Genomic DNA, 25,608 nt, shown 5'->3' on the forward strand with positions numbered 1-25,608 from the left:
GCAGGGGTTTGATGGGCAAACAGCGACATGGGACACACCACAGTTCATTGTGGCGAGGGGATTTATCCCCGCTCGGCGGCGAAGCCGTCGCAATCCGGTTTATCGATTATTCCTGACAAAACCCGATTGAAGGTTCTTGGGGCTGCTGCGCAGCCCAACGGGGATAAATCCCCTCGCCACAGGTGGGCGGTCCCAGAGGTCTCAGCCAGACACATTGACCGCACTCGCCCGCCGACGTTGCAGGTAAATGAACAACAGCGCCGTCAGCACCGTCAGCACGCCGACCAGCGCCCCGGTCCACGGCAGGTCCGCCAGATCCGCGCCGCTGGCAACCACCAGCCCGCCAATCCAGGCACCTGCTGCGTTGCCCAGATTGAACGCGCTCTGGTTCAGCGTCGAACCCAGATTCGGCGCTTCATGCGCCTGATCGATGATCAACAGCTGCAGAATCGGGCACAGCGCAAAGGCGAAAATCCCCCACAGCACCAGGGTAATCGCCGCCGGAATCACCGCGCGGCTGGTCTGGCTGAACGCCGCGAGAATCACCACGACTGCCAGTGCCACGCCGACCAGTGACGGCAGCAAGCGGCTGTCGGCCAAGCGCCCGCCGAGCATGCTGCCCGCTGTCAGGCCGACGCCGAACAACAGCAGCATCACCGTCACGCCGTGGGGGCTGACGCCAGTGATGTCTTGCAGGATCGGTGCGATATACGTGAACACGCTGAACAGGCTGGTCGAGGCCAGCACGCTCATACCCAGCGCCAGCAGCACGTTGGCCTTGCCCAGCACTTTGAATTCGCTGGCGAGGTTGGCTTTGTCCATTGCGATGTGTTTTGGCAGCCACAACCACTGCGCCAGCGCCGCAACAATGCCGATCAGCGACACCGCCCAGAAGGTCGAGCGCCAGCCAGCGTATTGGCCAAGCGCTGTGCCGAGTGGCACGCCGAGCACGTTGGCCAGGGTCAGGCCGGTGAACATCATGGCAATCGCCTGCGCGCGTTTGTTCGGCGCCACCAGGCCGGCGGCAACCACCGAGCCAATGCCGAAAAACGCCCCGTGACACAGCGCCGTAACCACCCGCGCCGCCATCAGCGTCGCGTAGTTGGGTGCCAGCGCGCAGAGCACGTTGCCGAGGATGAACATCAGCGTCATGCCCAGCAATGTCGCTTTGCGCGGCATATTGGCGGTGCCGATCGCCAGGATCGGTGCGCCGAACACCACGCCCAGGGCGTAACCGGTGATCAGCAGCCCGGCGTGAGGAATGCTCACCGCCAGATCGCGGGCGACGTCGGGCAGCAGGCCCATGATGACGAATTCGGTGGTGCCGATGCCGAACGCGGCAACGGCGAGTGCAAGCAAAGCGAGGGGCATGCGCAAGGTCTCTGTCGGTAGTCTTGACGCTTTGATCAGGCATACGCGTGCCAGCGACCGTTTCGAAGAAAGCGGAGCAGGCAGCTTTTATTGGAATTTTTTGGTGTGCAGCTGAGTACGGCGCGGTGGTTGCAGTATAAACAGCTGCTGACACATGGCGAATCAATAATCTGACTAATCGACGGCGCGCTGGAAGTGCCGTGTTATATCCAGCTGAAAGAACCTTTCTGCCGGGCGCGGCTCTTAGCCTGTGGGCAGGTGCTGATCGGCATGCTGGTGATGAATTTCTGATCGCTCGCCAATTTCTCCAATCGAAAAAAGGACGACGTTATGACAGTGGCTCTGTGGTGTGTGTTGATCGCGATTTTCCTGCCGTACGTGTGCACGATCGTGGCGAAGGCCACCGGCGGTTTCCGCCTCAAAGACAATTATGATCCACGGGACTTTCTCGACAGCGTCGATGGCGTCGCCCGTCGCGCCCACGCCGCGCAACTGAACAGCTTTGAAGTAACGCCTGCGTTTGCCGCTGCGGTGATCGTTGCGCATCTGGTCGGCACGGCGCAGCTGGTGACGGTCAATGTGCTGGCCGTGCTGTTTATCACCAGTCGCCTGCTGTACATCATCTGCTACCTGGCTGACTGGGCTGCACTGCGTTCGGTGGTGTGGTTTATCGGGATGGGGCTGATTGCTTCGTTTTTCTTTGTGTCGATCTGAGAGCAGGATCAAAAGATCGCAGCCTGCGGCAGCTCCTACAGAGGAATGCATACTCCTGTAGGAGCTGCCGAAGGCTGCGATCTTTTGCTTTTAGGGTTTGTCAGCTACCTGCGGCACTTGCGGCAACTCTTGTCCTTTAGGCCAGAGCATCCATATCTGCCCCTGCTGCTTCATGTCCCCGGCCAGTTGCCCGGCCGCATCACCCGTGCCCCAGAACAGATCCGCGCGCACCTCACCGGCAATCGCGCCGCCGGTGTCCTGCGCCGCGACCGGGCGCACCAGTGGGGTGCCATCCGGCTTGGTGGTCGACAGCCATAACAGACTGCCCAACGGAATCACCTTGCGATCCACCGCCGCGCTGTAGCCGGCGGTCAGCGGTACGTTCAGCGAGCCGCGTGGCCCTTCGTTGCTGTCGGGGTTGCGGGTGAAGAACACGTAGCTCGGGTTGCTGGCGAGCAGTTCCGGGATGCGCGTCGGGTTGGCCTTGGCCCAGTTGCTGATCGCGGTCATGGTCACGTCTTCTTTCTTCAGCTCGCCTTGCTCGACGAGCCAGCGACCGATCGGTCGGTAAGGGTGGCCGTTTTGATCGGCGTAGGCGATGCGCAGCTGTTTGCCGTCCTCGGTCTGGATCCGGCCCGAGCCCTGAATCTGCAGAAATTGCAGGTTCATTGGATCAGTCAGATACGCAACCACCGGCGCTTTCACGCCTTTGGACTCAATGGTCGCCGCATCGTCGTAAGGCTTGAGCACGCGACCTTCGAGACGGCCGCGCAGGCGCTTGCCTTTCAGTTCCGGATAGATACTGTCGAGCGAGACGATGATCATGTCTTCCGGCACGCCATACACCGGCACGTTTGCTGTCGCGGTCGGCGTCAGGCTGCCGGGGTACACCGGTTCGTAGTAGCCAGTGATCAGACCATTGGGGTTGTCGTTCTCGGCGCGCAGGCCGTAGACATCGAGATTCTGCTTGAGGAATGCACGAATCTCGGCGGCGCTTTGCGGCACATTCACCGCCGCAGCGCAGGTCGGCCCCCAGACTGCGTCGGCTTTGAGTCGTGTGCAGGCGCTGCGCCACGAGCCGAAACCGGCGACCAGATCGCTGTCGGAGACCGCAGGCAACGCTTCCCAGGTCGCGCTGGAATAGGTAGCCAGCGCATGGGTTTTTGGTTTGGCGCTGTCGCCGCCTGTGCAACCGGCGAGGATGGCGAGCAATGGAAGGGTGACGATAAGCGGGTGACGCCAGGCCGTGAAGCGGCTGTTCATGGAGTGATTCCTGTGCCGGTTGGCCGAGTGCTCCATGCGCTCGACCAACCCGTATTTTTAATAGGGCTATTGGTGTTTGGCGGTGAGCCGAGGATACTGGCCGCCGATTTCCGCGACCTGAAGCCACCATGACTCTGAAACCCATTGCTGTTGTATTGCTGGCCTGCCTGACCTTGTCCGCCTGTGGCGGTGTCGACCCGAATTCGCCGCTGGGTCAACGCAAGGCCATCTTCAAGCAGATGCTCAAGACCAGCGAAGACCTCGGCGGCATGTTGCGCGGGCGCATTGCCTTCGACGGGCCGAAATTTGCCGAGGGCGCAGTCAGACTTGATGCGTTGGCCCATGAGCCGTGGAAGCATTTCCCGCAGGTTCGCGAAGAAGATCACACCAGCGCCAAAGATGATGTCTGGCAGAAACAGGCGCGTTTTCAGCAACTGGCCCGCGCCCTCGAAGCGGCTACCGGTGAATTGGTGGTCGCCAGTCAGGTTCAGCCGTACAAGGCCAGCAATCTTGGGCCGGCAGTGCAGAAAGTCGAGGATGCCTGCAGTGCTTGCCATAAAGAGTTTCGCGATCATTGATTCCTGAAGCTGCTGAGTACGTTGTGGCGAGTGAGTACCTTGTGGCGAGGGGATTTATCCCCGATGGGCTGCGAAGCAGCCCCAAACCATACAACCAAGTTTTTTCAGTCGGACCCAACTAGCCGAATGTGCGACGGCTTCGCCGCCGGACGGGGATAAATCCCCTCTACACAGGGCTTTGGTTACTTATCGATCTCCTCCAGCGCTTCCTGCAGTTCCTTGCGCGACTCGGCGAGCTTTTCCTTGCGCTTGTTGATCTTCTCCGGATCGCCTTTCTTCATGGCCTTGTCGAGGTCTGCCTGACGCTGGCTCACCTCATGCTTGGCCTCAAGCACCTTGTTCTCACGTTCCTTTTTCAGCCCGGCGTCAGTGCAGTGTTCGTTCACTTCGCGCAGTGCGGTTTCCAGGCCTGCCTGCTGCTCCAGGTTGCCGCGCGATTTGGCCTGTTCGATCTGATTGATGATGCCCTGCTTCTTGGCAGCGCAACCGGTCAGGCCCGGGCCGTCTTCTTCGGCCATGACCGGGGCGGCCATGACGCCGCAAAGAGTAAGCAGGGCGAGCGGTGCGAGAAATTTCATAAAAGCTCCATGTGCAAAGGCAATCGGGGTGGGAGGGCACTGCGCTGTTGGAGCGTCTGGCCGGCCGTTGGGTTCCCGCCGGGCGGGGATTGCAGGTTCAGAAGCCGTCGATTCCGGCGGCTTTCAGGGTTTCACTCAAAGCCAGTACCTGCGGGTCGCGAAAGAATGCGCTCAGTTGCGCCGCGCGTCCCGGGCCGATGCCGGCTTCTGCCTGCCATTGTTCAGTGTCGCGTTGTGCCAGGGCCTGCCACGAATCGTCCAGTTGTGCCTGTCCGGTCGGCGGCATGCCCAGCGCTTTCAACCATCGAGCGAACGGCTGTTGCCGCGCGCCGTGAAAACTGTCGATCAGACGTGCGCTGCTGCGCTCGCCGAGGCCGGCAATCTTAGCAAGCTCTGACGCATCGAGGGTCAGCCAATCCAGCAGGTGTTTCAGACGGCCTGTTTCCAAAAGTTTCTCCCAGGTGCCGCGACCGACATGCTGCATGGCCAGGCCCTGCTTGCCACTGAGCCAGGTCAGACGCGCGAGAAACTGGCTTTCACAGCCGGTTGTCGGTTGCCAGCAGCTCAGGACGTGGTAATCGCCGGCATCGGGAATGCTGATGTCTGCCCGTTCGCTGGTGCGCAGCACGACACTGTCCAGGCGCGGAATGGTCAGCCCGGCCAGACTGATTGCCACCTGATCGCCGGGGCGGATGTCGAGGCTTTGCCAGCGCTTGAGCGAGCTGACGCTGACCCGTTTGATTTCGCGGTCATCGAGTCTGACCGGCAGCAGTTCCAGCACTGGGGTGATCCGCCCGGTGCGGCCGATCTTGAAATTGACCTTGCGCACCTCGGCCAATGCCTGGGCGAACGGGTATTTCCAGGCAATCGCCCAATAAGGGGCCTTGGCCTGCCAGCGTTCGGCGGGCGGCCGTTGGCTCTGACGCAGTACCACGCCGTCGCTGGCAAAAGGCAGTGGCGAGCGATACCAGTGCTCGCGCCATTTTTGCGCGTCTTCGAATCGGCTGACGGGCTGTGTAAAGGGCTCGGTTGCAGCGAACCCCAATGCCTGGAGTTCGGACAATCTCTCCGGCAGCCGCACAGGACCTTGCGGCCAGTCCCAGACAAACAGCCCGATCCCGGCAGCCTGTTCGGCATCCAGCGATTTGCGCCCCATCAACCCGGCGACGGTGGCGCGGGCATTGACGCTGCCGGACTGTGATTGAACATGTGCGTTCAGGCGCCAATAGAGTTCGCCCTGTGCCAGCAGATCCCGTGGCTGCCTCAACCGTTGCGGAATGGCTGCAATCCTGCGGGCGGAGGCGGTCCAGTCCTGGCCGTTGACCCCGTCACCGCGACTGATCGCCTGCTGCAATATTCCCTGGCGGTAGATCAGCGTGACAGCCACGCCGTCGACCTTGGGCTGCACCCAGACGTTCTGGCGATCGCGCAGCCAGTGGGCGACGTCTTCGGCTTTGTGCAGCTTGTCCAGGCCGGTGTGGGCGATGGGGTGGGTGACCGGGCCGGACGCGGTGCGCAACGGCTGCGGGGATGAGGGTTGGTTGAAACAGGCTTGCCATTCTTTCAGCCGCAGTTGGGACTGGTCATAGAGTTCGTCGCTGATCAATGAGCGGCCTTCGCGGTGATAGGCGTCGTCCCATTGGTCGATCCGGTTTTGCAGGGCGGTGATTTCCTTCTGCGCTTTGGATGCAGTCCAGTCGGGGCAGTTGGCGAGAGTCGGATGGGCAAAAACAATCAGCAGTAAGACAAGCAGCGAGCGCATCGTGAGCATCCTTGCTCAGGGAGAATATTTGAAGGCTAGTCAGGAGTTCGAGGGACGTCGGGCGCGTGTTTTGCGGGGTATTTCGTTACATCAAAGTCAAAAGATCGCAGCCTTCGGCAGCTCCTACAGGAAACGCATTCCAAAGTAGGAGCTGCCGAAGGCTGCGATCTTTTGCTCTTCCATGAAAAAGCCCCGCACGGCACAAACCGTACGGGGCTTTCATGCAGCCAGGGTGTTACAGGCCAGCGGCGGAACGCAGGGCGTCGGCGCGGTCGGTTTTTTCCCAGGTGAACGTGGTGAAGCTGTCTTCGCCAACGGTCTTGGTCTGCGGCGCACGACCGAAGTGGCCGTAGGCTGCGGTTTCCTGGTACATCGGGTGCAGCAGGTCGAGCATGGTGGTGATCGCGTATGGACGCAGGTCGAACACTTCACGCACCAGTTTGATGATCTTGTCATCGCTGATCTTGCCGGTGCCGAAGGTGTTCAGCGAGATCGACGTAGGCTGGGCCACACCGATCGCGTAGGAAACCTGAATCTCGCAACGCTCGGCCAGGCCGGCCGCGACGATGTTCTTGGCCACGTAACGGCCAGCGTAGGCAGCCGAACGGTCAACCTTCGATGGATCCTTGCCGGAGAACGCGCCGCCGCCGTGACGGGCCATGCCGCCGTAGCTGTCGACGATGATCTTGCGGCCGGTCAGACCGCAGTCACCTACCGGGCCGCCAATGATGAACTGGCCGGTCGGGTTGATGTGGAACTGGGTGTCCTTGCTCAGCAGTTCGGCAGGCAGTACGTGCTTGACGATCAGCTCCATCACGCCTTCGCGCAGGTCTTTGTACGACACTTCCGGGTTGTGCTGGGTCGACAGAACAACAGCGTCGATGCCGACAACCTTGCCGCCTTCGTAACGGCAGGTCACTTGCGACTTGGCATCCGGACGCAGCCACGGCAGCAGGCCCGACTTGCGTGCTTCAGCCTGACGCTGCACCAGCTGGTGCGAGAAGGTGATAGGCGCTGGCATCAAAACGTCTGTTTCGTTGCTGGCGTAACCGAACATCAGACCCTGGTCGCCGGCGCCCTGATCTTCAGGCTTGGCTCGGTCAACGCCCTGATTGATGTCAGGGGACTGCTTGCCGATGATGTTCATCACGCCGCAGGTGGCGCCGTCGAAGCCGACTTCGGAGCTGGTGTAGCCGATGTCGCAAATCACGTCACGAACGATCTGCTCCAGGTCGACCCAGGCGCTGGTGGTCACTTCACCGGCAACGATGGCCACGCCGGTCTTGACCAGGGTTTCCACGGCCACGCGAGCGTGTTTGTCCTGGGCAATAATGGCGTCCAGCACCGCATCGGAAATCTGGTCGGCGATTTTGTCCGGATGTCCTTCAGACACGGACTCGGAGGTGAAGAGGGAGTATTCGCTCATCTCGATGTTTTCCTGAATTTACCGATGGTGAGTGTCGCCAGCCGGTCGCTGAAAGTGGCGAACCTGGATCTGGAAACCATTACGTAAGCCTACATAGAGGCTTTCCCCGGGAACGAGTCCCGCAGCGGTGGCCCAACGGGCCAGATCGTCCTGTTCAAACCCCAACCAGAGATCACCGCAGGCCTCCCTGGCCCAACTCTGGTTGTGGCTACATAACTCTGTCACGAGCAGGCTACCGCCCGGTTGCAGCAGATCGGCCATGTGTCTGAGCGCATCGGCCGGAGCGGCGAAATGGTGCAGGACCATGTTCAACACCACGCAATCGGCCGTAAGGCTGGTGCCGTTCAATGCATCGGCCAATTGCAGGCTGACGTTAGCCAGCTGTTCACGTTCACATACCTGGCGCGCCAGTTCGAGCATCGCCGGGCTGTTGTCCAGCGCGGTTACGGTGCCGAAGCGACGGGCCAGTTCCGGCAGAAAAGCACCATCGCCGGGGCCGACTTCAATGGCCGTGGCTGCACCATCGAAGTTCAGTTTGTCGAGCAGGGCCAGCACGCTGTCACGGTACTGCGGCAGGCCTGCGATCAAATCCTGCTGGGCACGGAATTTTTCCGCGACCCGGGCGAAAAAGTCCCGGCTGGCGGCGGCACGCTGGCCGTGAACCTGCTCGATGCGTGCTTGCACTTCATCAGGCAGATCCAGATCGTCGACTTCTTCCAGCAATGCCCCGTGCAGCTTGCCGCCGAGCAATTCGTTGTGGGGCAGGGCGCGACGATAGAAAATCGCGTTGCCCTCACGGCGTGTCGCCACCAGGTCGGCTTGCGCCAGCACCTTGAGGTGGTGGCTCATGCCCGACTGGCCAATGCCGAAAATCTGCGCCAGCTCCAGCACGCCAAACGAATCGTTGGCCAGCGCGCGCAAGACATTCAGCCGCAGCGGATCGCCGCCGGCCTTGCACAAGGCCGCCAGCTCGTCGCAATCGTCATGGCGAATGGAAGGCACGCGTAAGTTCATAGGGCTGGCAGTCTAGAGACGGGGGCAAGGCACCGCAAGGCCAATATCAAAAAGTTTTGATATTGCTCGATAAATGGCACTTCTCAGCGCACGGCAGTCTCTACAAACGAATAGCGGAAAGGTTTCACCAAGCGAAACCTGTGCTATCGATTGGAAAAACGCCTGCCGATGACTATCTGTCATTGCCCCGAGGCGCATGGGTGAGGGAAAATGCCCTCCTTTTTTCCGTTTCAGTCTATTCACACCCAGGAGATCAGCGATGCCTAGCCGTCGTGAGCGTGCCAACGCCATTCGTGCCCTCAGCATGGATGCCGTGCAAAAAGCCAACAGCGGCCATCCCGGTGCCCCTATGGGTATGGCAGATATTGCCGAAGTGCTGTGGCGCGACTACCTCAAGCACAACCCGAGCAACCCGTCGTTCGCTGACCGTGACCGCTTCGTGCTGTCCAACGGCCACGGCTCGATGTTGATCTACTCGCTGCTGCACCTGACCGGCTACGACCTGTCGATCGACGACCTCAAGCAGTTCCGTCAACTGCACAGCCGCACTCCAGGTCACCCGGAATTCGGTTACACCCCGGGCGTCGAAACCACCACCGGCCCGCTGGGTCAGGGTCTGGCCAACGCCGTCGGTTTCGCCTTGGCGGAAAAAGTCATGGGCGCGCAGTTCAACCGTCCCGGCCACAACATCGTTGACCACCACACCTACGTGTTCCTCGGTGATGGCTGCATGATGGAAGGCATTTCCCACGAAGTCGCTTCCCTGGCCGGCACGCTGGGCCTGGGCAAGCTGATTGCCTTCTACGATGACAACGGCATTTCCATCGACGGTGAAGTCGAAGGCTGGTTCACCGATGACACGCCGAAGCGTTTCGAAGCCTACAACTGGCAGGTGATCCGCAACGTCGACGGCCACGATCCGGAAGAGATCAAGACCGCCATCGAAACTGCGCGCAAGAGCGCTCAACCGACGCTGATCTGCTGCAAGACCACCATCGGTTTCGGTTCGCCGAACAAGCAGGGCAAGGAAGATTGCCACGGCGCCCCACTGGGTGACGCAGAAATCGCCCTGACCCGTCAGGCGCTGAACTGGAACCACGGCCCGTTCGAAATCCCGGCCGAGATCTATGCCGAGTGGGACGCCAAAGAAGCTGGTCGCGCGGTTGAAGCCGAGTGGGATCAGCGTTTCGCCGCTTACTCCGCTGCATTCCCGACTGAAGCCAACGAGCTGATCCGTCGTCTGAGCGGCGAACTGCCGGCCGACTTCTCGGAAAAAGCCTCGGCCTACATCGCCGAAGTCGCGGCAAAGGGCGAAACCATCGCCAGCCGCAAAGCCAGCCAGAACACCCTCAACGCCTTCGGCCCGCTGCTGCCGGAAATGCTCGGCGGTTCGGCTGACCTCGCCGGTTCCAACCTGACCCTGTGGAAAGGCTGCAAAGGCGTCAGCGCTGAAGATGCCAGCGGCAACTACATGTACTACGGCGTGCGCGAGTTCGGCATGACCGCCATCATGAACGGTGTCGCCCTGCACGGCGGTCTGGTGCCTTACGGCGCGACGTTCCTGATGTTCATGGAATACGCACGCAACGCCGTACGTATGTCGGCTTTGATGAAGAAGCGCGTGATCCACGTCTACACCCACGACTCCATCGGTCTGGGCGAAGACGGCCCGACGCACCAGCCGATCGAGCAATTGACCAGCCTGCGCAGCACGCCGAACCTCGACACCTGGCGCCCAGCCGATGCCGTGGAATCGGCAGTGGCCTGGAAAAACGCGCTGGAGCGCAAGGACGGCCCTTCGGCGCTGATCTTCTCGCGGCAGAATCTGCAACATCAGGAACGCGACGCTGGCCAGATTGCCAACATCAGCCGTGGCGGTTATGTGCTCAAGGATTGCGCAGGCGAGCCTGAGCTGATCCTGATCGCCACCGGTTCGGAAGTCGGTCTGGCTGTTCAAGCCTTCGACAAACTGACCGAGCAGGGCCGCAAGGTTCGCGTGGTGTCCATGCCGTGCACCAGCGCGTTCGATGCTCAGGATGCGGAGTACAAGCAGTCGGTGCTGCCGTTGCAGGTCAGCGCGCGTATTGCCATCGAAGCGGCCCACGCCGATTTCTGGTTCAAGTACGTGGGTCTGGAAGGTCGCGTGATCGGCATGACCACCTACGGTGAGTCGGCGCCGGCTTCGGCACTGTTCGAAGAGTTCGGTTTTACCCTGGAAAACATCCTGGGTCAGGCTGAAGAGCTGCTGGAAGACTAAATCTGACAGTTGTGTTGTCCGGGCTGACGCCTTCGCGAGCAGGCTCGCTCCCACAGGGAAATGCATTCCAATGTGGGAGCGAGCCTGCTCGCGAAAGCGTTGGTTCAGGCAACATTGCACTGCATGATTCACCACGGTAATCGAGAACCCCATGCCTCAACCGCGTCCCTACAAAGTTGCACTCAACGGCTACGGCCGCATTGGTCGTTGCGTCTTGCGGGCGTTGTTCGAGCGCGGCGCGAAGGCCGGGTTTGAAATTGTCGCGATCAACGATCTGGCCGACATGGCCAGCATCGAATACCTGACACGCTTCGACTCCACCCACGGCCGTTTTCCAGGCGAAGTGCGGGTTGAAGGCGATTGTCTGCATATCAATGGCGACTGCTTGAAGGTCTTGCGCAGTGCCTCCCCCGAAGGCATCGATTGGGCGTCGCTGGGCGTCGATCTGGTGCTGGAGTGCTCCGGCGCTTACCACACCCGTGCCGATGGCCAGCGGTTTCTCGACGCCGGCGCACCGCGCGTGCTGTTTTCGCAGCCGATGGCCAGCGAAGCGGATGTCGACGCCACCATTGTCTACGGCGTCAATCAGGACTGCCTGACCGGCGACGAACTGCTGGTGTCCAACGCCTCGTGCACCACCAACTGCGGCGTGCCGCTGCTGCGTCTGCTCGATCAGGCGATCGGTCTCGATTACGTGTCGATCACCACGATTCACTCGGCGATGAACGATCAGCCAGTGATCGACGCCTATCACGACGAAGACCTGCGCCGCACGCGGTCGGCGTTTCAGTCGGTGATCCCGGTGTCCACTGGTCTGGCGCGTGGTATCGAGCGCCTGCTGCCGGAACTTGCCGGGCGAATTCAGGCCAAAGCCGTGCGCGTGCCGACAGTCAACGTGTCCTGCCTCGACATCACGATGCAGACCGCCACGGCGACTGACGCCAGTGAGGTCAACCGGATCCTGCGCGAAGCCGCCACCAGCGGCCCGCTCAAAGGCCTGCTGGCCTACACCGAGTTGCCGCACGCCAGCTGTGATTTCAACCATGACCCACATTCGGCCATCGTCGATGCCAGTCAGACCCGTGTTTCCGGCCCCAAACTGGTGAACATACTGGCCTGGTTCGACAACGAATGGGGTTTTGCCAACCGAATGCTGGACGTTGCAGACCACTATCTGCAAACAGCAACTTCAAAAAAACCGTAGGAAGTGCGACCCATGACCGTGTTGAAGATGTCCGACCTCGATCTGCAAGGTAAGCGCGTATTGATCCGCGAAGACCTCAACGTCCCCGTCAAGGACGGTGTTGTCACCAGCGACGCGCGCATCCTGGCTTCGCTGCCGACCATCAAGCTGGCCCTGGAAAAAGGCGCGGCAGTGATGGTCTGCTCGCACCTGGGCCGTCCTACCGAAGGCGAATTCTCCGCCGAGAACAGCCTGAAACCTGTCGCCGACTACCTGAGCAAAGCGCTGGGCCGTGAAGTGCCGCTGGTGGCTGATTACCTCGGTGGTGTTGAAGTCAAGGCTGGCGACATCGTGCTGTTCGAAAACGTGCGCTTCAACAAGGGCGAGAAAAAGAACGCCGACGACCTGGCCCAGCAATACGCGGCCCTGTGCGACGTGTTCGTCATGGATGCTTTCGGTACTGCTCACCGCGCCGAAGGTTCGACCCATGGTGTCGCCAAGTTCGCCAAAGTCGCCGCTGCCGGCCCGTTGCTGGCCGCTGAACTGGACGCACTGGGCAAAGCCCTCGGCGCACCGGCCAAGCCAATGGCGGCCATTGTTGCCGGCTCCAAGGTCTCGACCAAACTCGACGTGCTCAACAGCCTGAGCCAGATCTGCGATCAACTGATCGTCGGCGGCGGCATCGCCAACACCTTCCTCGCTGCCGCCGGCCACCCAGTCGGCAAGTCGCTGTATGAACCGGACCTGCTCGACACCGCCCGTGAAATCGCGGCGAAAGTCAGCGTGCCGTTGCCGGTTGACGTTGTGGTCGCCAAGGAATTTGCCGAAAGCGCTGAAGCGACCGTCAAGTTGATCGCTGACGTCGCGGCAGACGACATGATTCTCGACATCGGCCCACAAACCGCGGCCAACTTCGCCGAGCTGCTGAAGTCGTCGAAAACCATTCTGTGGAACGGCCCGGTCGGCGTGTTCGAGTTCGATCAGTTCGGCAACGGCACCAAAGTGCTGGCCCAGGCCATCGCTGAAAGCTCGGCATTCTCCATCGCGGGCGGTGGCGACACCCTGGCGGCGATCGATAAATATGGCGTGGCTGAGCAAATCTCCTACATTTCCACCGGTGGTGGCGCGTTCCTCGAATTCGTCGAAGGCAAGGTGCTGCCTGCCGTTGAAGTCCTGGAAAGCCGGGCCAAGGCCTGAGGCCGCCCGTTTGGCCAGGCAAAGGAGTGTTCACATGGTCAAGTCGTTAGCGCTGTTGTTGCTGACCGGTACGCTGGCGGCCTGCGGGAGCACCCCGAAGGCTGACGCCACGCCAGCACCGAGCGAACCGCAGAAGGGCTGTTATCAGGCCGACTGGCAGGCCGAAACCAACCCGGTGCTGAACAAGCGCTCGGGTCCGGACGGCCTGGACAAATACGAGACGCAAACCCCGGTCAAGGAACATGGTTGTCCTTGACGGGTCTGACTCTTTAACTCAGGGCTGGCGGCATGCGTCGTCAGTCGAGGAACACGGATGAAAGGCTTGATCGCCGTTGCGGCGTTGGCATTGTTGGGTGGCTGCGCGCAGTTGAACCTGTTTCAGTCGTCCGCCCCGGTGGATAACTGGACGACCTGGACCTGCGACAGCCAGGCCAAGGTGCTGTGGCGGTACGCCGATGCCGGCCAGAAGGAAGTCGATGTGCGACTGGGCGGCGCTGATCAGGTCTATCGCCTGAAAGAAGAGCTGGGCGCCTCGGGCACGCTGTACAGCGATGGCATGCTGGCGTTTCACGTCAAGGGTGACGAAGGCCTGGTGTACTGGGTCGCCACCAATGACCTGATTGGCCGTGGTTGCAAGGCGCAGTAATTGACACGCCACAGTTCTACTGTGGGAGCGAGCCTGCTCGCGAAAGCGGTCTGACAGGCACTGCATCAGCGACTGCAAGATTGCTTTCGCGAGCAGGCTCGCTCCCACAGGGGATCTGTGTAGTTATCAGGAATTTGCTTTACCGAATCACCAGACCGGGCCTCAACCCCCGATCTGCATTAACTTGAATAGCCGCCGCCGCTCCGGCAGGCTGGCACGATCAACGACCCTCAACCGGGAGAGACACACACAATGGCACTTATCAGCATGCGCCAGATGCTGGACCACGCAGCCGAGTTCGGCTACGGCGTTCCAGCCTTCAACGTCAACAACCTTGAGCAGATGCGCGCCATCATGGAAGCCGCTGACAAGACTGACTCCCCGGTGATCGTCCAGGCTTCGGCCGGCGCCCGCAAATACGCCGGCGCGCCATTCCTGCGTCACTTGATCCTGGCGGCGATCGAAGAATTCCCGCACATCCCGGTGTGCATGCACCAGGACCACGGCACCAGCCCTGACGTCTGCCAGCGTTCGATTCAACTGGGCTTCAGCTCGGTGATGATGGACGGCTCGCTGGGCGAAGACGGCAAGACCCCGACCGACTACGACTACAACGTTCGCGTCACCCAGCAGACCGTAGCCATGGCTCACGCCTGCGGCGTTTCGGTAGAAGGCGAGCTGGGCTGCCTGGGTTCGCTGGAAACCGGCATGGCCGGTGAAGAAGACGGCATCGGCGCCGAAGGCGTTCTGGATCACAGCCAGATGCTGACCGACCCGGAAGAAGCCGCTGACTTCGTCAAACGCACCCAGGTCGACGCCCTGGCCATCGCTATCGGCACCAGCCACGGCGCCTACAAGTTCACCAAGCCACCCACCGGCGACGTGCTGGCGATCGACCGCATCAAGGAAATCCACAAGCGCATTCCGAACACCCACCTGGTGATGCACGGCTCGTCCTCCGTGCCACAAGAGTGGCTGGCGATCATCAACCAGTACGGCGGCGACATCAAAGAAACCTACGGCGTGCCGGTTGAAGAAATCGTCGAAGGCATCAAGCACGGCGTGCGCAAGGTCAACATCGACACCGACCTGCGCCTGGCATCCACCGGCGCCATGCGCCGCCTGATGGCGACCAACCCGAGCGAATTTGACCCACGTAAATTCTTCGGCGCCACCGTGACTGCGATGCGTGATGTATGTATCGCGCGTTATGAAGCGTTTGGTACTGCGGGTAATGCTTCGAAGATCAAACCTATCTCGCTGGAGGCGATGTACCAGCGTTATCTGAAGGGTGAGTTGAACGCTAAGGTTAACTGAGCCTGAGCGTTAAACTGCTTTAAAAGAAACCCGCCGTGAGGCGGGTTTTTTGTGGGCGACTATTTCGCCTGACGAAATTGTTATATCAGCGTTATCTGAAGGGTCAGCTAAGTGTAAGGTTAACCGATTCATCCTGTTTCATAGGTAATGAAGGATGTCAGCCTTTTGTGAATTTGATTCCAAATTCTTGGCCTACATACGGTCCGCCGTATTCAACGGTAACTTTACCTTCCAATTTCCTGTCGGTTCCATCGGTTGCTTTCATTTCAATATTGAGAGTGCTTGGGCCATGGTTTAGCTCATCTCTATTTTTGGCATCTGATTTCGCTTGAAGCTTGTAAGTCCAAGTGGACTTTGTGCAGGTGCCAGTGACGACGAAGTCAAGTCCGCAATAGTCCATGTAGCCGTTACTTATGTTGCCAGTTTTCTGGGCTGGATCGTCAAATTTGAGTGTGGCGGGGTGTTCCTCGCTAGCGTTAAATACGAAGCCGTCGTAAGTTTTCATGATATTTACCTTTTGTATTCAAGTATTAAATCAAATAGGTTGTCTTGTATTACGTTGACGAGATTAGGTGGGAACAGGTTGTAGGTAACCTGTTACAAATGACAGTTTTTTATAACGTTTTGTGATATGCAGTAAGAGAATCTGTTAATTTTCATTTAAAAAGGTGGCGGAGTTGTTTAAACAAATATTGCTGCCGACCGGCGCCTGGCATCTACCGGCGCCATGCGCCGCTTGATGGCCACCAACCCGAGCGAATTTGACCCACGTAAATTCTTCGGCGCCACCGTAACCGCATGCGCGATGTATGTATCGCACGTTATGAAGCTTTTGGTACTGCGGGTAATGCTTTTGAAGATCAAACCGATCTCGCTGGAGGCGATGTACCAGCGTTATGTGAAGGGTGAGTTGAACGCTAAGGTCAACTGAACCTGAGTGCTGAGCTGATTAAAAGGAAATCCGCCGAGAGGCGGGTTTTTTCTATTCATGCATTTATTGAGTTTCGGTGCTGAAGATCACTCGAATATGCCTTCTAGCTCATCAAGAGTGGGCATCACAGCAGGAATAACTGTCAGCTCGCAATCCAGCGCTCCCAATAAAAGGGGCATAGGCGATCATGCCGACGGAAAGAGTGCCCTTTTCAATGGCGAAGAATAGTCCATGTTCCGTTACCGTTACCGTTACCGTTACCGTTACCGTTACCGTTACCTTTGCGAGTGAAAGTAGCGTATACGCGACATTTTATCTGTAGCTCCAAACCTGCATGTTTAAAAGCTCGTCCTACAGACGCAGCGTCTGAGATGGAGATTTCCGACATGTTGCGTCGGTTGTTCGTCGGAAGCGCGGTGGATAGGCTCTACGGGTCGCTGCAAATTCAGCGGCCGGGCGTCGCAGTCCGTTCTCTCACTTGGTGCATAATCGCCGCCCCGAATCACAACGCCTCGGTTTTGTTGTTCGGTCGATGGTGGCTGTGCGCGGAATACCCTCGGGTATGCCGGGTTTCCAAGTGATCCGGTCTGCGACCCCGCGTACAGCTGCCTCCTTCCATCGCGTCGCAGCGATCAGTGGCAGCTCAATGCATCACTTGGAGTTTCACGATGATCAAACCCACCCCCAATCCGCCTGAAACCGAAACCTCTCCCTACGAATCCCTCGACTCCAGAAAGCTGCACGACGCCGCCGAACGTGCGCTCGATCATTACCTGAAACCGAACGGCACCGGGCAAAAGCCGCGCACCCCCAGTGCGATGTTCCAGATCGTCGGTGATATGGACAACGAGAGCCTGCTGGCCCACGCCTGTGAATCCCTTGCATCGGCGAGCGTCATGACCAGTGACATTGCCGCGCATGTCGAGAGCCCGCAGCGCCATACGATTCTGGCGATTGCGCAGATCATCATGTTGGCGGAGCTGGCGGTGAACCGGGTGCTGGATAACGTCGAAGTGGCACAGTCTGCGGCGCCCAGCTGAGTTTGCCGGACTGGGCCTGCTGGCGATCGCAGTGAGTCAGTCGGCAAACAGGCTCAATATCCTCCGTCATCGCGAGCGGGCGCATTCCCGTAATGAGTGTGCCCGCAGCGATTCGACCCCCGTCACTCGTCAGGTTGCAGAGCCGGATGGCCCCGCTTGCGGCAGATTCTGTGTCAGCCCCAGCCGGTTGACGCGCTCTGCCACCGTTGGAACGGTCATCCTGAATTCGCCTTTGGCGTTGACGTACTTCATCCAGGATTGAGCATGGATATCGTTATCGAGTGCGAACTTGACGGTGGCGTATCGGTTCCGGTTTTCCGATTGCAGAGAAAGCTGGTACCAGTCGCGAAAGTGCTGGTCCGTGATGTTCGTGTATCTACCCTCGGGACCTTTTTGCAGCTTTATAGCCCGGATAGTACCTGGGACGGTCAGCTCGCCTTTTTTTGTCACGAACTTTCTCCACATCAACGGGTGAAGGCGGTGAGTACTGGCGAACGTCTCCGCAGCCTCCCTGGTGGGTTGATTCATGGAAAGCCATATTTGAAAAAGCTCGTCCGTCAGCCTCTCGTATTGTCCGGGCCTGAGCATCGAGTAGCCGAGGGTATTGATTTCTCCGGTGTTTTTTTTCACGAATTTGTTCCAGCTCCGTGCCGGAATGTTGCGCTCGTTGAAAAAGGGTACGGGGTCGAGAGTATGCAAGGGATTTGCGGATTGAGCATTGGCAGTGATTCGTGCATCCCATTCCCTGAGCGCCTTGACGACCCTGCTATCGGCCTTGGGTGCGCCGCCGGGTAGCCGATTCAACGTATCGAGAGCCCAGAGCTGATTGGACATCCTGCGTAGCCGAAAAGAGGTGAGCGCTCCACTCGGTGTCAGCACGGGGGCAACCAACCCATTGGGATCGTAGAGATTGAATGTGTTCTGAATACGGAATACCTGCTCCTCACCTTTTGCACCGGTGCTGCGTACCAGCAAGGTATTGGATGGGGTGCGATAGATGCCCGAACCTTCGGCCAGAGACGAGCCGGCGGGAATACCGCCCGCGACTGCCAGACGGGAGTTTTCCTGGAGAAAGGCTTTCTGGTAGCCCGTCAGGTTCGCCAATGTTGTGCTTTTGGCCGGTCTGATCAGCAACTGCAGCGGTTTGATGCCGATACCTGTGGCGCGAGCAACGCCGGTGAGCTGAGTGGTGGCCGTTGCGACCTCGATCAATGTTCGATTCGCCGCCCCGCGACGGACAATCAGCCCGGCGACGTTTTGTCCCAGGCTACGCAGGGTGCTGACGGTGCTGCGACCCACTCCGCCCAGCCATTTCATCGCGGATGAAGCCATCTGTCCGCTCCAGGGCAAAGCGCCCAGTACCGTGGTCACCACCTCGATTCCAAACATCACTTGGTTGAACCGGGACTGGTCAAGCAGTTCTTCATTGGTCACGCTTTCAGCGTTTGTCCTGGCTAGCAGGTGAAGATAGTTTTGCCGATAAAGCCCGGCAAACACATCGCCTGTACAAGCGACGAGGCGGTGATTGAGCAGGCGGGTTTTGGGCGGTAATCGTGCCTGGAGCCAGGTCTGCCAGGCACCACGCATCAGTCGGGGCAAGTCGGTTTCGCTGGCGAGTTCGCGCAGGTCCATGCCATCAGGCGCGCTCGGGGTATACAGCACTCGCAAGTCGGTGTTGGCTGCGGACAGAATCAACACGCCGTTCACGTTTTGCCCGCCGCGGCCATCCGGAGCATTACCGGTGGGATTGAACACCAGAGCGTTGGCGATGACTGCATGTCCATCGACCAGTGCGCGTTTATCGGGATCTGGCGAAGACAGAACTGCCGACATCCATGCGGCGGCAGTCTTTTGCGAATTGTCGCTGGGTAGCACCGTGCTGTATGCGTCCGGGCCCAAGCGTGCGGACAACGCTGCGTAGCCAAGTGTTGCTGCCTGAGTCGCGATCCAGGCTTTTTGCAATGCTTGGCCATCAATGTTGGTGGCTTGCGGAGCGAGATATCTATCGAGCACTTCCTGCGCATACCGATGACCGATGTTCAGCTCCTTGACCCATTGTTCAAGGCATTGTTTGTCCAGAGTGACGGCTTTTCCACCAGAGTCACGCACCCAAAGACCCTTCGATGTAGTCAGTGTGGCCTCCAACAGATGTTCTTCACTCCAGGAAAGACTCTTCTGCCAGGGCTGGTTATTTTTCAGCAGCAGATTGGTCAGACTCATGCGTGTGCTCGCGACGCTTTCATGCACCGATGCAAATCCTGATTGCATGCCGGCTCCGACGCGGGTTCGGGTAGTGCGGATCACCAGGGTTTGATCCGGATCGATGCCGTCTGCAGGATAGGCAGCACGGATCTGGCCATCCGGGTTTTTTTCTGCGAGGAAGGCACGAATTTTCAGCAATACCTGTGCCTTGGCATACTCGGCGATAGTCGGCACAAGCGCCTTCCATTGCTGGCTCAGTTGCAGCTGTTTTTCCTCTGCGTCCCGGGCCAGATTCTGCAGCGCCGTACGATCGGCCTGACTGAGGCGCTTTTCCCAGTCCGCCTGCCAGTGATCCAGCAAGAGGCGGTTACGCGCCATGAACGCTCCAGCCATATCCAGCAGTTCGAGCATCTGCGGGCGGGCGTTGCCTTCGCGGTCCGACTCGCTATGGGCCAGACCCATGAGGGTATCGATGTCGGACTGCTGTTTGTCCAGCAGCGTCTGGATGCTGTCGGCAACAAAGTCGTCCTCTATCGGCGCAAAGGTAGAGCGCAGATCACTGCCCCACAGGCCGCTTTTCATGTGCTGCACCGCCAGTGGCAAGCCGGCGGCAAATAATTTCCCGACTTCGTCGCCGGCATTGATGCGCGCTACGAGCCTTTCACGTAATGCCTGCAGATTCGGCAGCTCTTCAAATCCTTGCTGCGGCGTATACAGCACGACAAGGCTGGCGCCGCTGCTGCCACTCAGGCCTTGCGTGCTCAGGCTCTTGTGGCCATAGGGCCAATGCGGCAAGACCGGGCTGGAGCCGTCGTTCGAGGTCAGGACGAAACTGCCGGCCAGACGCGCGCCTTCGGCGCTGGCGGTATTCACTGTCACTCGATAGACACCGGGGCGCGCGCCAGGCTTGAAGTGCGCCTCCCGGCGACCAAGGGTCGGAAAACGCAGGGCGCGGTCGATCAGCAGTCTGGCCTGGGAGCTCAGCGTCTGGTCGGCTGAGCGCAGGCAAGCCTGAACGTTCAGCGCCTGGCGGTGCAGGTCGATCAGTCGCGCCTGTGGGCACGCCAGCTCTGCCGCTAACGGCGTTTGCCAGTAGTCGCGGACTTGCTCGGTCAAACGGGCTTGCAGAGCGTCAGCCAATTGCGTCAGCGAACCGTTTTGCACAATTTGCTCAGCTTCGTCGCAGACGGTGGAGCTACTGAATACGCCCTCGCTCACAGGGTCGGCCTCTGCTTGCGGCCCTGCTTCGCCATCCTCGGCTGGCACCTTGGCATTTTCCCAAAGCAATAAGGTGCGCAAGGCCTCAAGCAAGGGGCGCGATGACTCGAACTGACGAAGCCCGTCTGCGCCGGTGCGATAGCGGGTCACGTACAAAGAGGCTGCTTCGGTATCGGCAGGCAGCTGAGGGAAGGTCTCGTTGAGCAGGGAGGAAAGCGCGTTCTTCAAACAAGGATGTTTCTGCTCTTCAAGTACATCGCCGATTTGCTGATTGAGTGCGTTCCACTGCTGAATCAGGCGCGTCTGCTGTTCAGCGTCGGGCAAAGTGTGGGCGAGAGCGGTGACTTTAGTCGGCTCGGCGCTTACGGGCAGCCGTGCGATCAAGTCAGGACTGCCTTTGAGTGGTAGCGCCAACGCCGTCTGTAAATGCTCGGCCAAGGCGTCGAAGGTGGCAAGAGAACCGCTTAAAGCGTGATCGACTTCGACATCCTGCTGCTGCCGTCGCTTTTTCAGGCAGGTTTTGAATACATCGCCGGTAACCGCGGTGTAGCGCAAACGCTGCCCCTGCTTCATTTCTTCGCTGGCCCGGGTTCGGTTATTGAACGCAACGTTACCGAGCAGCAACGTTTTTTCCGGATCAGCCACCAGACGCCGCCGCAGAAAACTCTCCATGGCGTTGAAGTGCTCGAAGACTTCGACGCCGAATTGCGGGGTGTACAGCACGGTCGGACGAGTCCCATGCAATCGCTCGGTGATGATGAAGCAGCCGCTCAGCAGTGCCGACCATTCGGGCTCGGCACTGTTGTGGAGAGTAATGCTGACCACCTGCGCGGGCGTGGCGGTTCGCGTGGTCTCGTGGAGTACGAGGTTTTCGATCAGTTGCCTGCCTTCGGTCATCACCTGCAGGTGCGTCCGGATGTTGTCGGCCGTCGTTTGCAGCGACTTGTCTCCAGGCTTTTTCTGCAATGCCTGCTCAGCCTGGATAAGTTGTTGCCGGGCATCGTGCAGTTTGAGATCCGCTTCGAGCCTGAACATCACGCGTTGCTTTTGGCTCACGGCCTCAAGGACTGTCAGGGCGCCAGTGGTGGCATGGGGCGAAGACCAGAAAACATCGAGGGCGTGCCAGTACAGCATCGGCGTGTCTTCTTGCAAATCGCGGATCAGGGTATTCACGGCTGCGACTTGCAGCGCAGTGATCTCGTTGTCGCGGCCGGTATCGTACGCATGTGCGTAAAAGCCCACGGCCTTGTCGACCTGGCCGGTTGGCGGCTCTTTCTCAAGAGTCGTAGGTATTTTCCGGCTGACAATCGCTTCGTGAAGGATCTGTGTCAGGTTGCGCGTTCGCGTTAGACGCCGCACTCGCGCAGCGCCATCTGGAGCATCGGGCGAGGGCGTGTCATAGACATATTCGTTGAGAAAAACCGCGTCAGGGTCCGGCGGGTTTTCAGGCGCGAGCGCCGCCAGGCCCTTACGCAGATGAGAGGCCATTACCGTAGCGAGAGTCGGCTGCGCATCCAGAAGATGCTCGATGGCGAGGGTGCAGGGCGCCAACTGACGCAGCGCGTCTTCGGCAGAATCGGGAGGGGAAGCGTTCATCACCCAGGTTCCTTCTAGGTTGGTTGCGGTGCAGCCACCACCACTACGGGCGGCGCCGCACACGAATCGATTGTTCGATACGCACTAACCTAAAGACTCCCGGGAATGGACCCGGCATACATAACTACTACATCGCGCCTGTTGCTGTTGCCGCTTGTGTCGGCACGCTTTGCCGGGTCCGCTGCCTGTCGTGTCACTTGTTGTGGTCAATATCCAGCTTCGAAAACATCACCTGTCCACCTTCACTGGTGTACCCGGTGTTGTCCTGCACATACACCCCGGCCTTGAAGTACAGTGGCTTGTCACGCCACGTCGCGCTGATCTGGGAATCCCACTGATACCCCGCCGCACTTACGCCCAGCGCACCGCCGGGACTCAAGTGGATGAGGTAGTTGAATTCGCGATCGAGCTTGATGCCGGTGGCGAGGGTAATGACGCGGCTTTCGGCGTCGTCCGGGCGCATACGCACTTTGATCACCAGGTTGCCGGTCTGGGTTTTTTCCTTGTACTGATATTCGAGCTTGACCATCGGCCGCTGGCTCTCGTACGCGTGAATCTGGCCGATGACGATCTTGCCCGAGCTCGGCACCTTGTTCACCGCGAGGGTGGCGCGCAGCAGGTTGTCGGCGTCCGGGTAGTACCAGTTGCGCAGGGTGCCGTTGCTGTAGGTTTCGCGCAGTTCGGTACGCGGATAAATGGCGTTTTCGGTTTTCGAGCCAGTCACCGGGGACCAGAAGAACAGGGTGCCGGTGTCGGAATGGAAGTACTGATCCTTGAAGCCATCCACCAGTTTTGAGGTTTCGACGGTGTACGGCGGGCTGCCAACAGGAACGCTGAGGTTCCAGGTTGCGAGGTCGATCATGACGGTTCTTCCAATCAATTCATCCGGAACGTCGGTGCCAGAAGCTCTAGCCCGCGCGTTTTCGGGCGTCTTTATAAGCGTAGCGGCATTTTTTGTTAATGCCCGTCCGGCGATTACTTGACGTCAAAGTCCTGTCGAAATGCCATCCCGCCCGGTTTTCGGGGGCTGTAGCGGTGACCGTTAGTCGGCTGGGTTGAGCATTGTCTAAATGATGGCGGGATGACAGCTTCTGCTTTCATCGATCCGCGTCTAGAGTGAAGGCTCAGTACGTCTATGGTTTTGCCGGCAACCGGTCCCGATAAGAGAAGCAGCATGGAATGCGCGCAACCCCAGCCAGGTGAAGGCAGCTCGGTCCTTTTGATCGTCGATGATTACCCCGAAAATCTGATCAGCATGCGCGCGTTGCTGCAGCGTCAGGATTGGCACGTGATGACCGCCGCCTCCGGTTTCGAGGCGCTGAACCTTTTGCTCGAACACGACATCGACCTGGTTCTGCTCGATGTGCAGATGCCCGGCATGGACGGTTTCGAGGTCGCACGGTTAATGCGCGGCAGCCAGCGCACGCGGCTGACGCCGATCATTTTCCTCACCGCCAACGAGCAATCCCAGGACGCCGTGATCAAGGGCTATGCCAGCGGCGCGGTGGATTACCTGTTCAAACCGTTCGATCCGCAAATCCTCAAACCCAAGGTCCAGGCGCTGCTCGAGCACCAGCGCAATCGCCGTGCCTTGCAACGCCTCAGTCATGACCTGGAAGTGGCGCGCGCCTTCAATGCCTCGGTGCTGGACAACGCCGCCGAAGGCATTCTGGTGTTGAGCGAGGACGGCGTGATCCGCTTCGCCAACCCGGCGATTTCGCGACTGCTCAATGCGCCGGTGAAGGATCTGGAAGGCAAGGAGTTTCTCGATTTCCTGCAGAAGCCACACATTCCCCTGTGGGCCGATTCCGAGTTCTACGCCGGTTACCAGCGCGGTGAAACCCTGCGCCTGCATGATGCGTTGCTGCGCACGGCGCCCGGGCAGCAAGTGCCGGTGGCATTGTCCTGCGCGCCGCTGCCCTCGGAGCAGCACGCGATGGTGGTGACTGTGCTGGACATGTCGGTGGTGCGTCACTTGCACCAGCAACTGGAATTCCAGGCGGTAACCGATCCGCTGACCGGGCTGCTCAACCGGCGCGGGTTCTACCAGACCGTGGAAAACCTGTTGTTGCGCGGCGAACGCAGCGACAGCAGCTGGGTGCTGCTCTACCTCGATCTCGATGGCTTCAAACGGGTCAATGATTCCCTCGGCCATGACGCCGGCGACCGCGTGTTGCGCTGGGTTTCCGAGCAACTGAAGGCGTGCCTGCGGCCGTTCGATATTCTCGCGCGCATGGGCGGCGATGAATTCACCGCGCTGCTGGATCTGGAGTTCCCTGAGCAAGCGGCGAAGATTGCCGAAAAACTCATCGAACGGGTATCGGTCTGTCAGCAGATCGAAGGCCTGGATATCGTCCTTGGCGCCAGTATCGGCATCGCTACTTATCCCGACTGTGGGCGCAATCTCGACGGTTTGCTGCGCGCTTCGGACATAGCCATGTACGAAGCCAAGCGTGCCGGGCGTCAGCAATATCGTTTCTATGATCATGAAATGAACGGCCGCGCGCGTTCGCGCCTGATGCTGGAAGACAGCGTGCGCGAGGCCATCGAGAATCGTGATTTCAATCTGGTCTATCAGCCGCAGGTGGCGATCGGCAGCGGACAGATCCGTGGGTTCGAAGCGTTGCTGCGCTGGCAGCATCCGAGCGTCGGCGATGTGCCGCCGGGGTTGTTTCTGCCGTTGCTGGAAGAGGCGCGCTTGATCAGTCGCCTCGGCAGCTGGATCTATCACCGTGGCGCCGGTCAGCGCAAAGCTTGGGAAACCTTGTTCGCCGAAGACCTGGTGCTCGGCGTGAGCCTGAGCAACACCCAGTTCGGCCTGCCGAATCTGGTCACTGAACTGCGCCAGGTCATGGAGCGCCATGCGCTGCAACCGCGGCAACTGGAAGTCGAAGTCACCGAAGAAGCGTTGATGCAAAACCCGGACGAAACCCGCAAGCAACTGCGGCTGCTGCGTCATCTCGGGGTGCGCGTGGCGCTGGATGATTTTGGTTCGGGGCCTTGCTCGCTGGCGCATCTGCGCGATCTGGAACTGGACACGCTCAAGCTCGACCGCCACTTGATCGCGCGCCTGCCGGACTCGCCACGCGATGCGGCGCTGGTGCGCATGGTCATCGACCTGTGCAAGCAATACGGCCTGCTGGTGATCGCCGAAGGAGTGGAAACCCTCGAGCAATATCAGTGGCTGCAAGCGCATGGCTGCGAATACGTGCAGGGCTTCCTGGTGGCGCGCCCTCTGGTCGCCGAGGACGCCGTGCGCTTCGCCGAGCCGTTCGACTGGAGCGCGCTGCCTGGCTGAATTCGCTACACTGGCGG

Annotated in this window: 19 protein-coding genes and 2 pseudogenes; 11 read left to right on the forward strand and 10 right to left on the reverse strand. The window is 59.6% G+C overall.

Going from position 1 to position 25,608, the window contains the following annotated elements; genetic code table 11:
* Window positions 1–201 precede the first annotated feature (201 nt).
* Entirely contained in the window at window positions 202–1,371 is a 1,170-nt protein-coding gene (locus AC0IXA_RS15585; protein ID WP_341638093.1) for an MFS transporter, read from the reverse strand.
* Between the two features lie 330 nt (window positions 1,372–1,701).
* On the opposite strand from AC0IXA_RS15585, the gene AC0IXA_RS15590 reads away from it, so the two are divergent.
* Complete coding sequence (locus AC0IXA_RS15590) at window positions 1,702–2,085, forward strand: MAPEG family protein (protein WP_039757593.1); 384 nt, start codon at window positions 1,702–1,704, stop codon at window positions 2,083–2,085.
* Between the two features lie 90 nt (window positions 2,086–2,175).
* Here AC0IXA_RS15590 and mltA read toward each other — a convergent pair whose 3' ends face one another.
* Window positions 2,176–3,348, reverse strand: a complete 1,173-nt coding sequence (gene mltA / locus AC0IXA_RS15595) for a murein transglycosylase A (protein WP_341638092.1) — start codon at window positions 3,346–3,348, stop codon at window positions 2,176–2,178.
* Between the two features lie 128 nt (window positions 3,349–3,476).
* On the opposite strand from mltA, the gene AC0IXA_RS15600 reads away from it, so the two are divergent.
* On the forward strand, window positions 3,477–3,926 hold the full coding sequence (locus AC0IXA_RS15600; RefSeq protein WP_095181353.1) for a c-type cytochrome: 450 nt from the start codon (window positions 3,477–3,479) through the stop codon (window positions 3,924–3,926).
* 182 nt (window positions 3,927–4,108) lie between these two features.
* Here the strand turns inward: AC0IXA_RS15600 and AC0IXA_RS15605 are convergent, their stop codons facing one another.
* From AC0IXA_RS15605 to AC0IXA_RS15620, 4 genes are all read right to left on the reverse strand, one after another.
* A complete protein-coding gene (locus tag AC0IXA_RS15605) occupies window positions 4,109–4,504 on the reverse strand; it encodes a DUF1090 domain-containing protein (protein ID WP_341638091.1) in 396 nt (131 codons plus the stop codon).
* A 97-nt stretch (window positions 4,505–4,601) separates the two neighbouring features.
* Entirely contained in the window at window positions 4,602–6,266 is a 1,665-nt protein-coding gene (gene ligB / locus AC0IXA_RS15610) for an NAD-dependent DNA ligase LigB (RefSeq protein WP_341638090.1), read from the reverse strand.
* A gap of 235 nt (window positions 6,267–6,501) precedes the next feature.
* Entirely contained in the window at window positions 6,502–7,692 is a 1,191-nt protein-coding gene (gene metK / locus AC0IXA_RS15615) for a methionine adenosyltransferase (protein WP_024014624.1), read from the reverse strand.
* An 18-nt stretch (window positions 7,693–7,710) separates the two neighbouring features.
* Window positions 7,711–8,706 carry an ArsR/SmtB family transcription factor gene (locus AC0IXA_RS15620; RefSeq protein ID WP_341638089.1) on the reverse strand — a complete coding sequence of 332 codons (996 nt, stop codon included), beginning with the start codon at window positions 8,704–8,706 and terminating at the stop codon, window positions 7,711–7,713.
* A 259-nt stretch (window positions 8,707–8,965) separates the two neighbouring features.
* Between AC0IXA_RS15620 and tkt the strand changes: the two genes are divergently transcribed.
* The 6 genes from tkt to fba all read left to right on the forward strand — a co-directional run bounded on the left by tkt (window position 8,966) and on the right by fba (window position 15,306).
* On the forward strand, window positions 8,966–10,963 hold the full coding sequence (gene tkt, locus AC0IXA_RS15625) for a transketolase (protein WP_024014622.1): 1,998 nt from the start codon (window positions 8,966–8,968) through the stop codon (window positions 10,961–10,963).
* A gap of 151 nt (window positions 10,964–11,114) precedes the next feature.
* Window positions 11,115–12,167, forward strand: coding sequence for an erythrose-4-phosphate dehydrogenase (gene epd / locus AC0IXA_RS15630; protein WP_341638087.1), 1,053 nt, complete (start codon window positions 11,115–11,117; stop codon window positions 12,165–12,167).
* Window positions 12,168–12,179: 12 nt separating this feature from the next.
* Window positions 12,180–13,343 carry a phosphoglycerate kinase gene (locus tag AC0IXA_RS15635; RefSeq protein ID WP_016772785.1) on the forward strand — a complete coding sequence of 388 codons (1,164 nt, stop codon included), beginning with the start codon at window positions 12,180–12,182 and terminating at the stop codon, window positions 13,341–13,343.
* A 34-nt stretch (window positions 13,344–13,377) separates the two neighbouring features.
* Window positions 13,378–13,599 carry a hypothetical protein gene (locus AC0IXA_RS15640; protein ID WP_016772786.1) on the forward strand — a complete coding sequence of 74 codons (222 nt, stop codon included), beginning with the start codon at window positions 13,378–13,380 and terminating at the stop codon, window positions 13,597–13,599.
* Window positions 13,600–13,656: 57 nt separating this feature from the next.
* Window positions 13,657–13,989: an MliC family protein gene (locus AC0IXA_RS15645; protein ID WP_341638086.1), complete on the forward strand. Its 333-nt coding sequence runs from the start codon at window positions 13,657–13,659 to the stop codon at window positions 13,987–13,989.
* Window positions 13,990–14,241: 252 nt separating this feature from the next.
* Window positions 14,242–15,306 (forward strand): class II fructose-bisphosphate aldolase, encoded by a 1,065-nt coding sequence (fba, locus tag AC0IXA_RS15650; protein ID WP_008081027.1) that lies wholly within the window; start codon window positions 14,242–14,244, stop codon window positions 15,304–15,306.
* Window positions 15,307–15,463: 157 nt separating this feature from the next.
* On the opposite strand, the gene AC0IXA_RS15655 is transcribed toward fba, so the two are convergent.
* Window positions 15,464–15,811, reverse strand: a complete 348-nt coding sequence (locus AC0IXA_RS15655) for a hypothetical protein (protein ID WP_341638085.1) — start codon at window positions 15,809–15,811, stop codon at window positions 15,464–15,466.
* Window positions 15,812–15,994: 183 nt separating this feature from the next.
* On the opposite strand from AC0IXA_RS15655, the pseudogene AC0IXA_RS15660 reads away from it, so the two are divergent.
* Window positions 15,995–16,237: pseudogene (locus AC0IXA_RS15660) on the forward strand (fructose-1,6-bisphosphate aldolase); the annotation flags it as partial.
* An 86-nt stretch (window positions 16,238–16,323) separates the two neighbouring features.
* Here the strand turns inward: AC0IXA_RS15660 and AC0IXA_RS15665 are convergent.
* Window positions 16,324–16,459, reverse strand: a pseudogene (locus AC0IXA_RS15665) (transcriptional regulator); the annotation flags it as partial.
* Window positions 16,460–16,905: 446 nt separating this feature from the next.
* Here AC0IXA_RS15665 and AC0IXA_RS15670 point away from each other — a divergent pair.
* Entirely contained in the window at window positions 16,906–17,277 is a 372-nt protein-coding gene (locus tag AC0IXA_RS15670; protein WP_341638084.1) for a DUF6124 family protein, read from the forward strand.
* Window positions 17,278–17,406: 129 nt separating this feature from the next.
* Here the strand turns inward: AC0IXA_RS15670 and AC0IXA_RS15675 are convergent, their stop codons facing one another.
* Window positions 17,407–22,293 (reverse strand): hypothetical protein, encoded by a 4,887-nt coding sequence (locus AC0IXA_RS15675; protein WP_471813792.1) that lies wholly within the window; start codon window positions 22,291–22,293, stop codon window positions 17,407–17,409.
* A gap of 193 nt (window positions 22,294–22,486) precedes the next feature.
* Window positions 22,487–23,155, reverse strand: a complete 669-nt coding sequence (locus tag AC0IXA_RS15680) for a polysaccharide lyase family 7 protein (protein ID WP_217865018.1) — start codon at window positions 23,153–23,155, stop codon at window positions 22,487–22,489.
* A gap of 312 nt (window positions 23,156–23,467) precedes the next feature.
* On the opposite strand from AC0IXA_RS15680, the gene AC0IXA_RS15685 reads away from it, so the two are divergent.
* Window positions 23,468–25,591, forward strand: coding sequence for a putative bifunctional diguanylate cyclase/phosphodiesterase (locus tag AC0IXA_RS15685; protein ID WP_341638082.1), 2,124 nt, complete (start codon window positions 23,468–23,470; stop codon window positions 25,589–25,591).
* The last annotated feature ends 17 nt before the right edge of the window (window positions 25,592–25,608 follow it).

This window comes from Pseudomonas sp. AC083 (assembly GCF_979253165.1).

Coding starts and splice junctions, on each gene's coding strand:
- ligB (WP_341638090.1), bottom strand. CDS start 6,266: ATGCGCTCGCTGCTTGTCTTACTGCTGATTGTTTTTGCCCATCCGACT.
- AC0IXA_RS15590 (WP_039757593.1), top strand. CDS start 1,702: ATGACAGTGGCTCTGTGGTGTGTGTTGATCGCGATTTTCCTGCCGTAC.
- AC0IXA_RS15655 (WP_341638085.1), bottom strand. CDS start 15,811: ATGAAAACTTACGACGGCTTCGTATTTAACGCTAGCGAGGAACACCCC.
- AC0IXA_RS15600 (WP_095181353.1), top strand. CDS start 3,477: ATGACTCTGAAACCCATTGCTGTTGTATTGCTGGCCTGCCTGACCTTG.
- AC0IXA_RS15620 (WP_341638089.1), bottom strand. CDS start 8,706: ATGAACTTACGCGTGCCTTCCATTCGCCATGACGATTGCGACGAGCTG.
- AC0IXA_RS15680 (WP_217865018.1), bottom strand. CDS start 23,155: ATGATCGACCTCGCAACCTGGAACCTCAGCGTTCCTGTTGGCAGCCCG.
- AC0IXA_RS15670 (WP_341638084.1), top strand. CDS start 16,906: ATGATCAAACCCACCCCCAATCCGCCTGAAACCGAAACCTCTCCCTAC.
- mltA (WP_341638092.1), bottom strand. CDS start 3,348: ATGAACAGCCGCTTCACGGCCTGGCGTCACCCGCTTATCGTCACCCTT.
- epd (WP_341638087.1), top strand. CDS start 11,115: ATGCCTCAACCGCGTCCCTACAAAGTTGCACTCAACGGCTACGGCCGC.
- AC0IXA_RS15635 (WP_016772785.1), top strand. CDS start 12,180: ATGACCGTGTTGAAGATGTCCGACCTCGATCTGCAAGGTAAGCGCGTA.
- metK (WP_024014624.1), bottom strand. CDS start 7,692: ATGAGCGAATACTCCCTCTTCACCTCCGAGTCCGTGTCTGAAGGACAT.
- AC0IXA_RS15675 (WP_471813792.1), bottom strand. CDS start 22,293: ATGAACGCTTCCCCTCCCGATTCTGCCGAAGACGCGCTGCGTCAGTTG.
- fba (WP_008081027.1), top strand. CDS start 14,242: ATGGCACTTATCAGCATGCGCCAGATGCTGGACCACGCAGCCGAGTTC.
- AC0IXA_RS15685 (WP_341638082.1), top strand. CDS start 23,468: ATGGAATGCGCGCAACCCCAGCCAGGTGAAGGCAGCTCGGTCCTTTTG.
- AC0IXA_RS15605 (WP_341638091.1), bottom strand. CDS start 4,504: ATGAAATTTCTCGCACCGCTCGCCCTGCTTACTCTTTGCGGCGTCATG.
- AC0IXA_RS15645 (WP_341638086.1), top strand. CDS start 13,657: ATGAAAGGCTTGATCGCCGTTGCGGCGTTGGCATTGTTGGGTGGCTGC.
- AC0IXA_RS15640 (WP_016772786.1), top strand. CDS start 13,378: ATGGTCAAGTCGTTAGCGCTGTTGTTGCTGACCGGTACGCTGGCGGCC.
- AC0IXA_RS15585 (WP_341638093.1), bottom strand. CDS start 1,371: ATGCCCCTCGCTTTGCTTGCACTCGCCGTTGCCGCGTTCGGCATCGGC.
- tkt (WP_024014622.1), top strand. CDS start 8,966: ATGCCTAGCCGTCGTGAGCGTGCCAACGCCATTCGTGCCCTCAGCATG.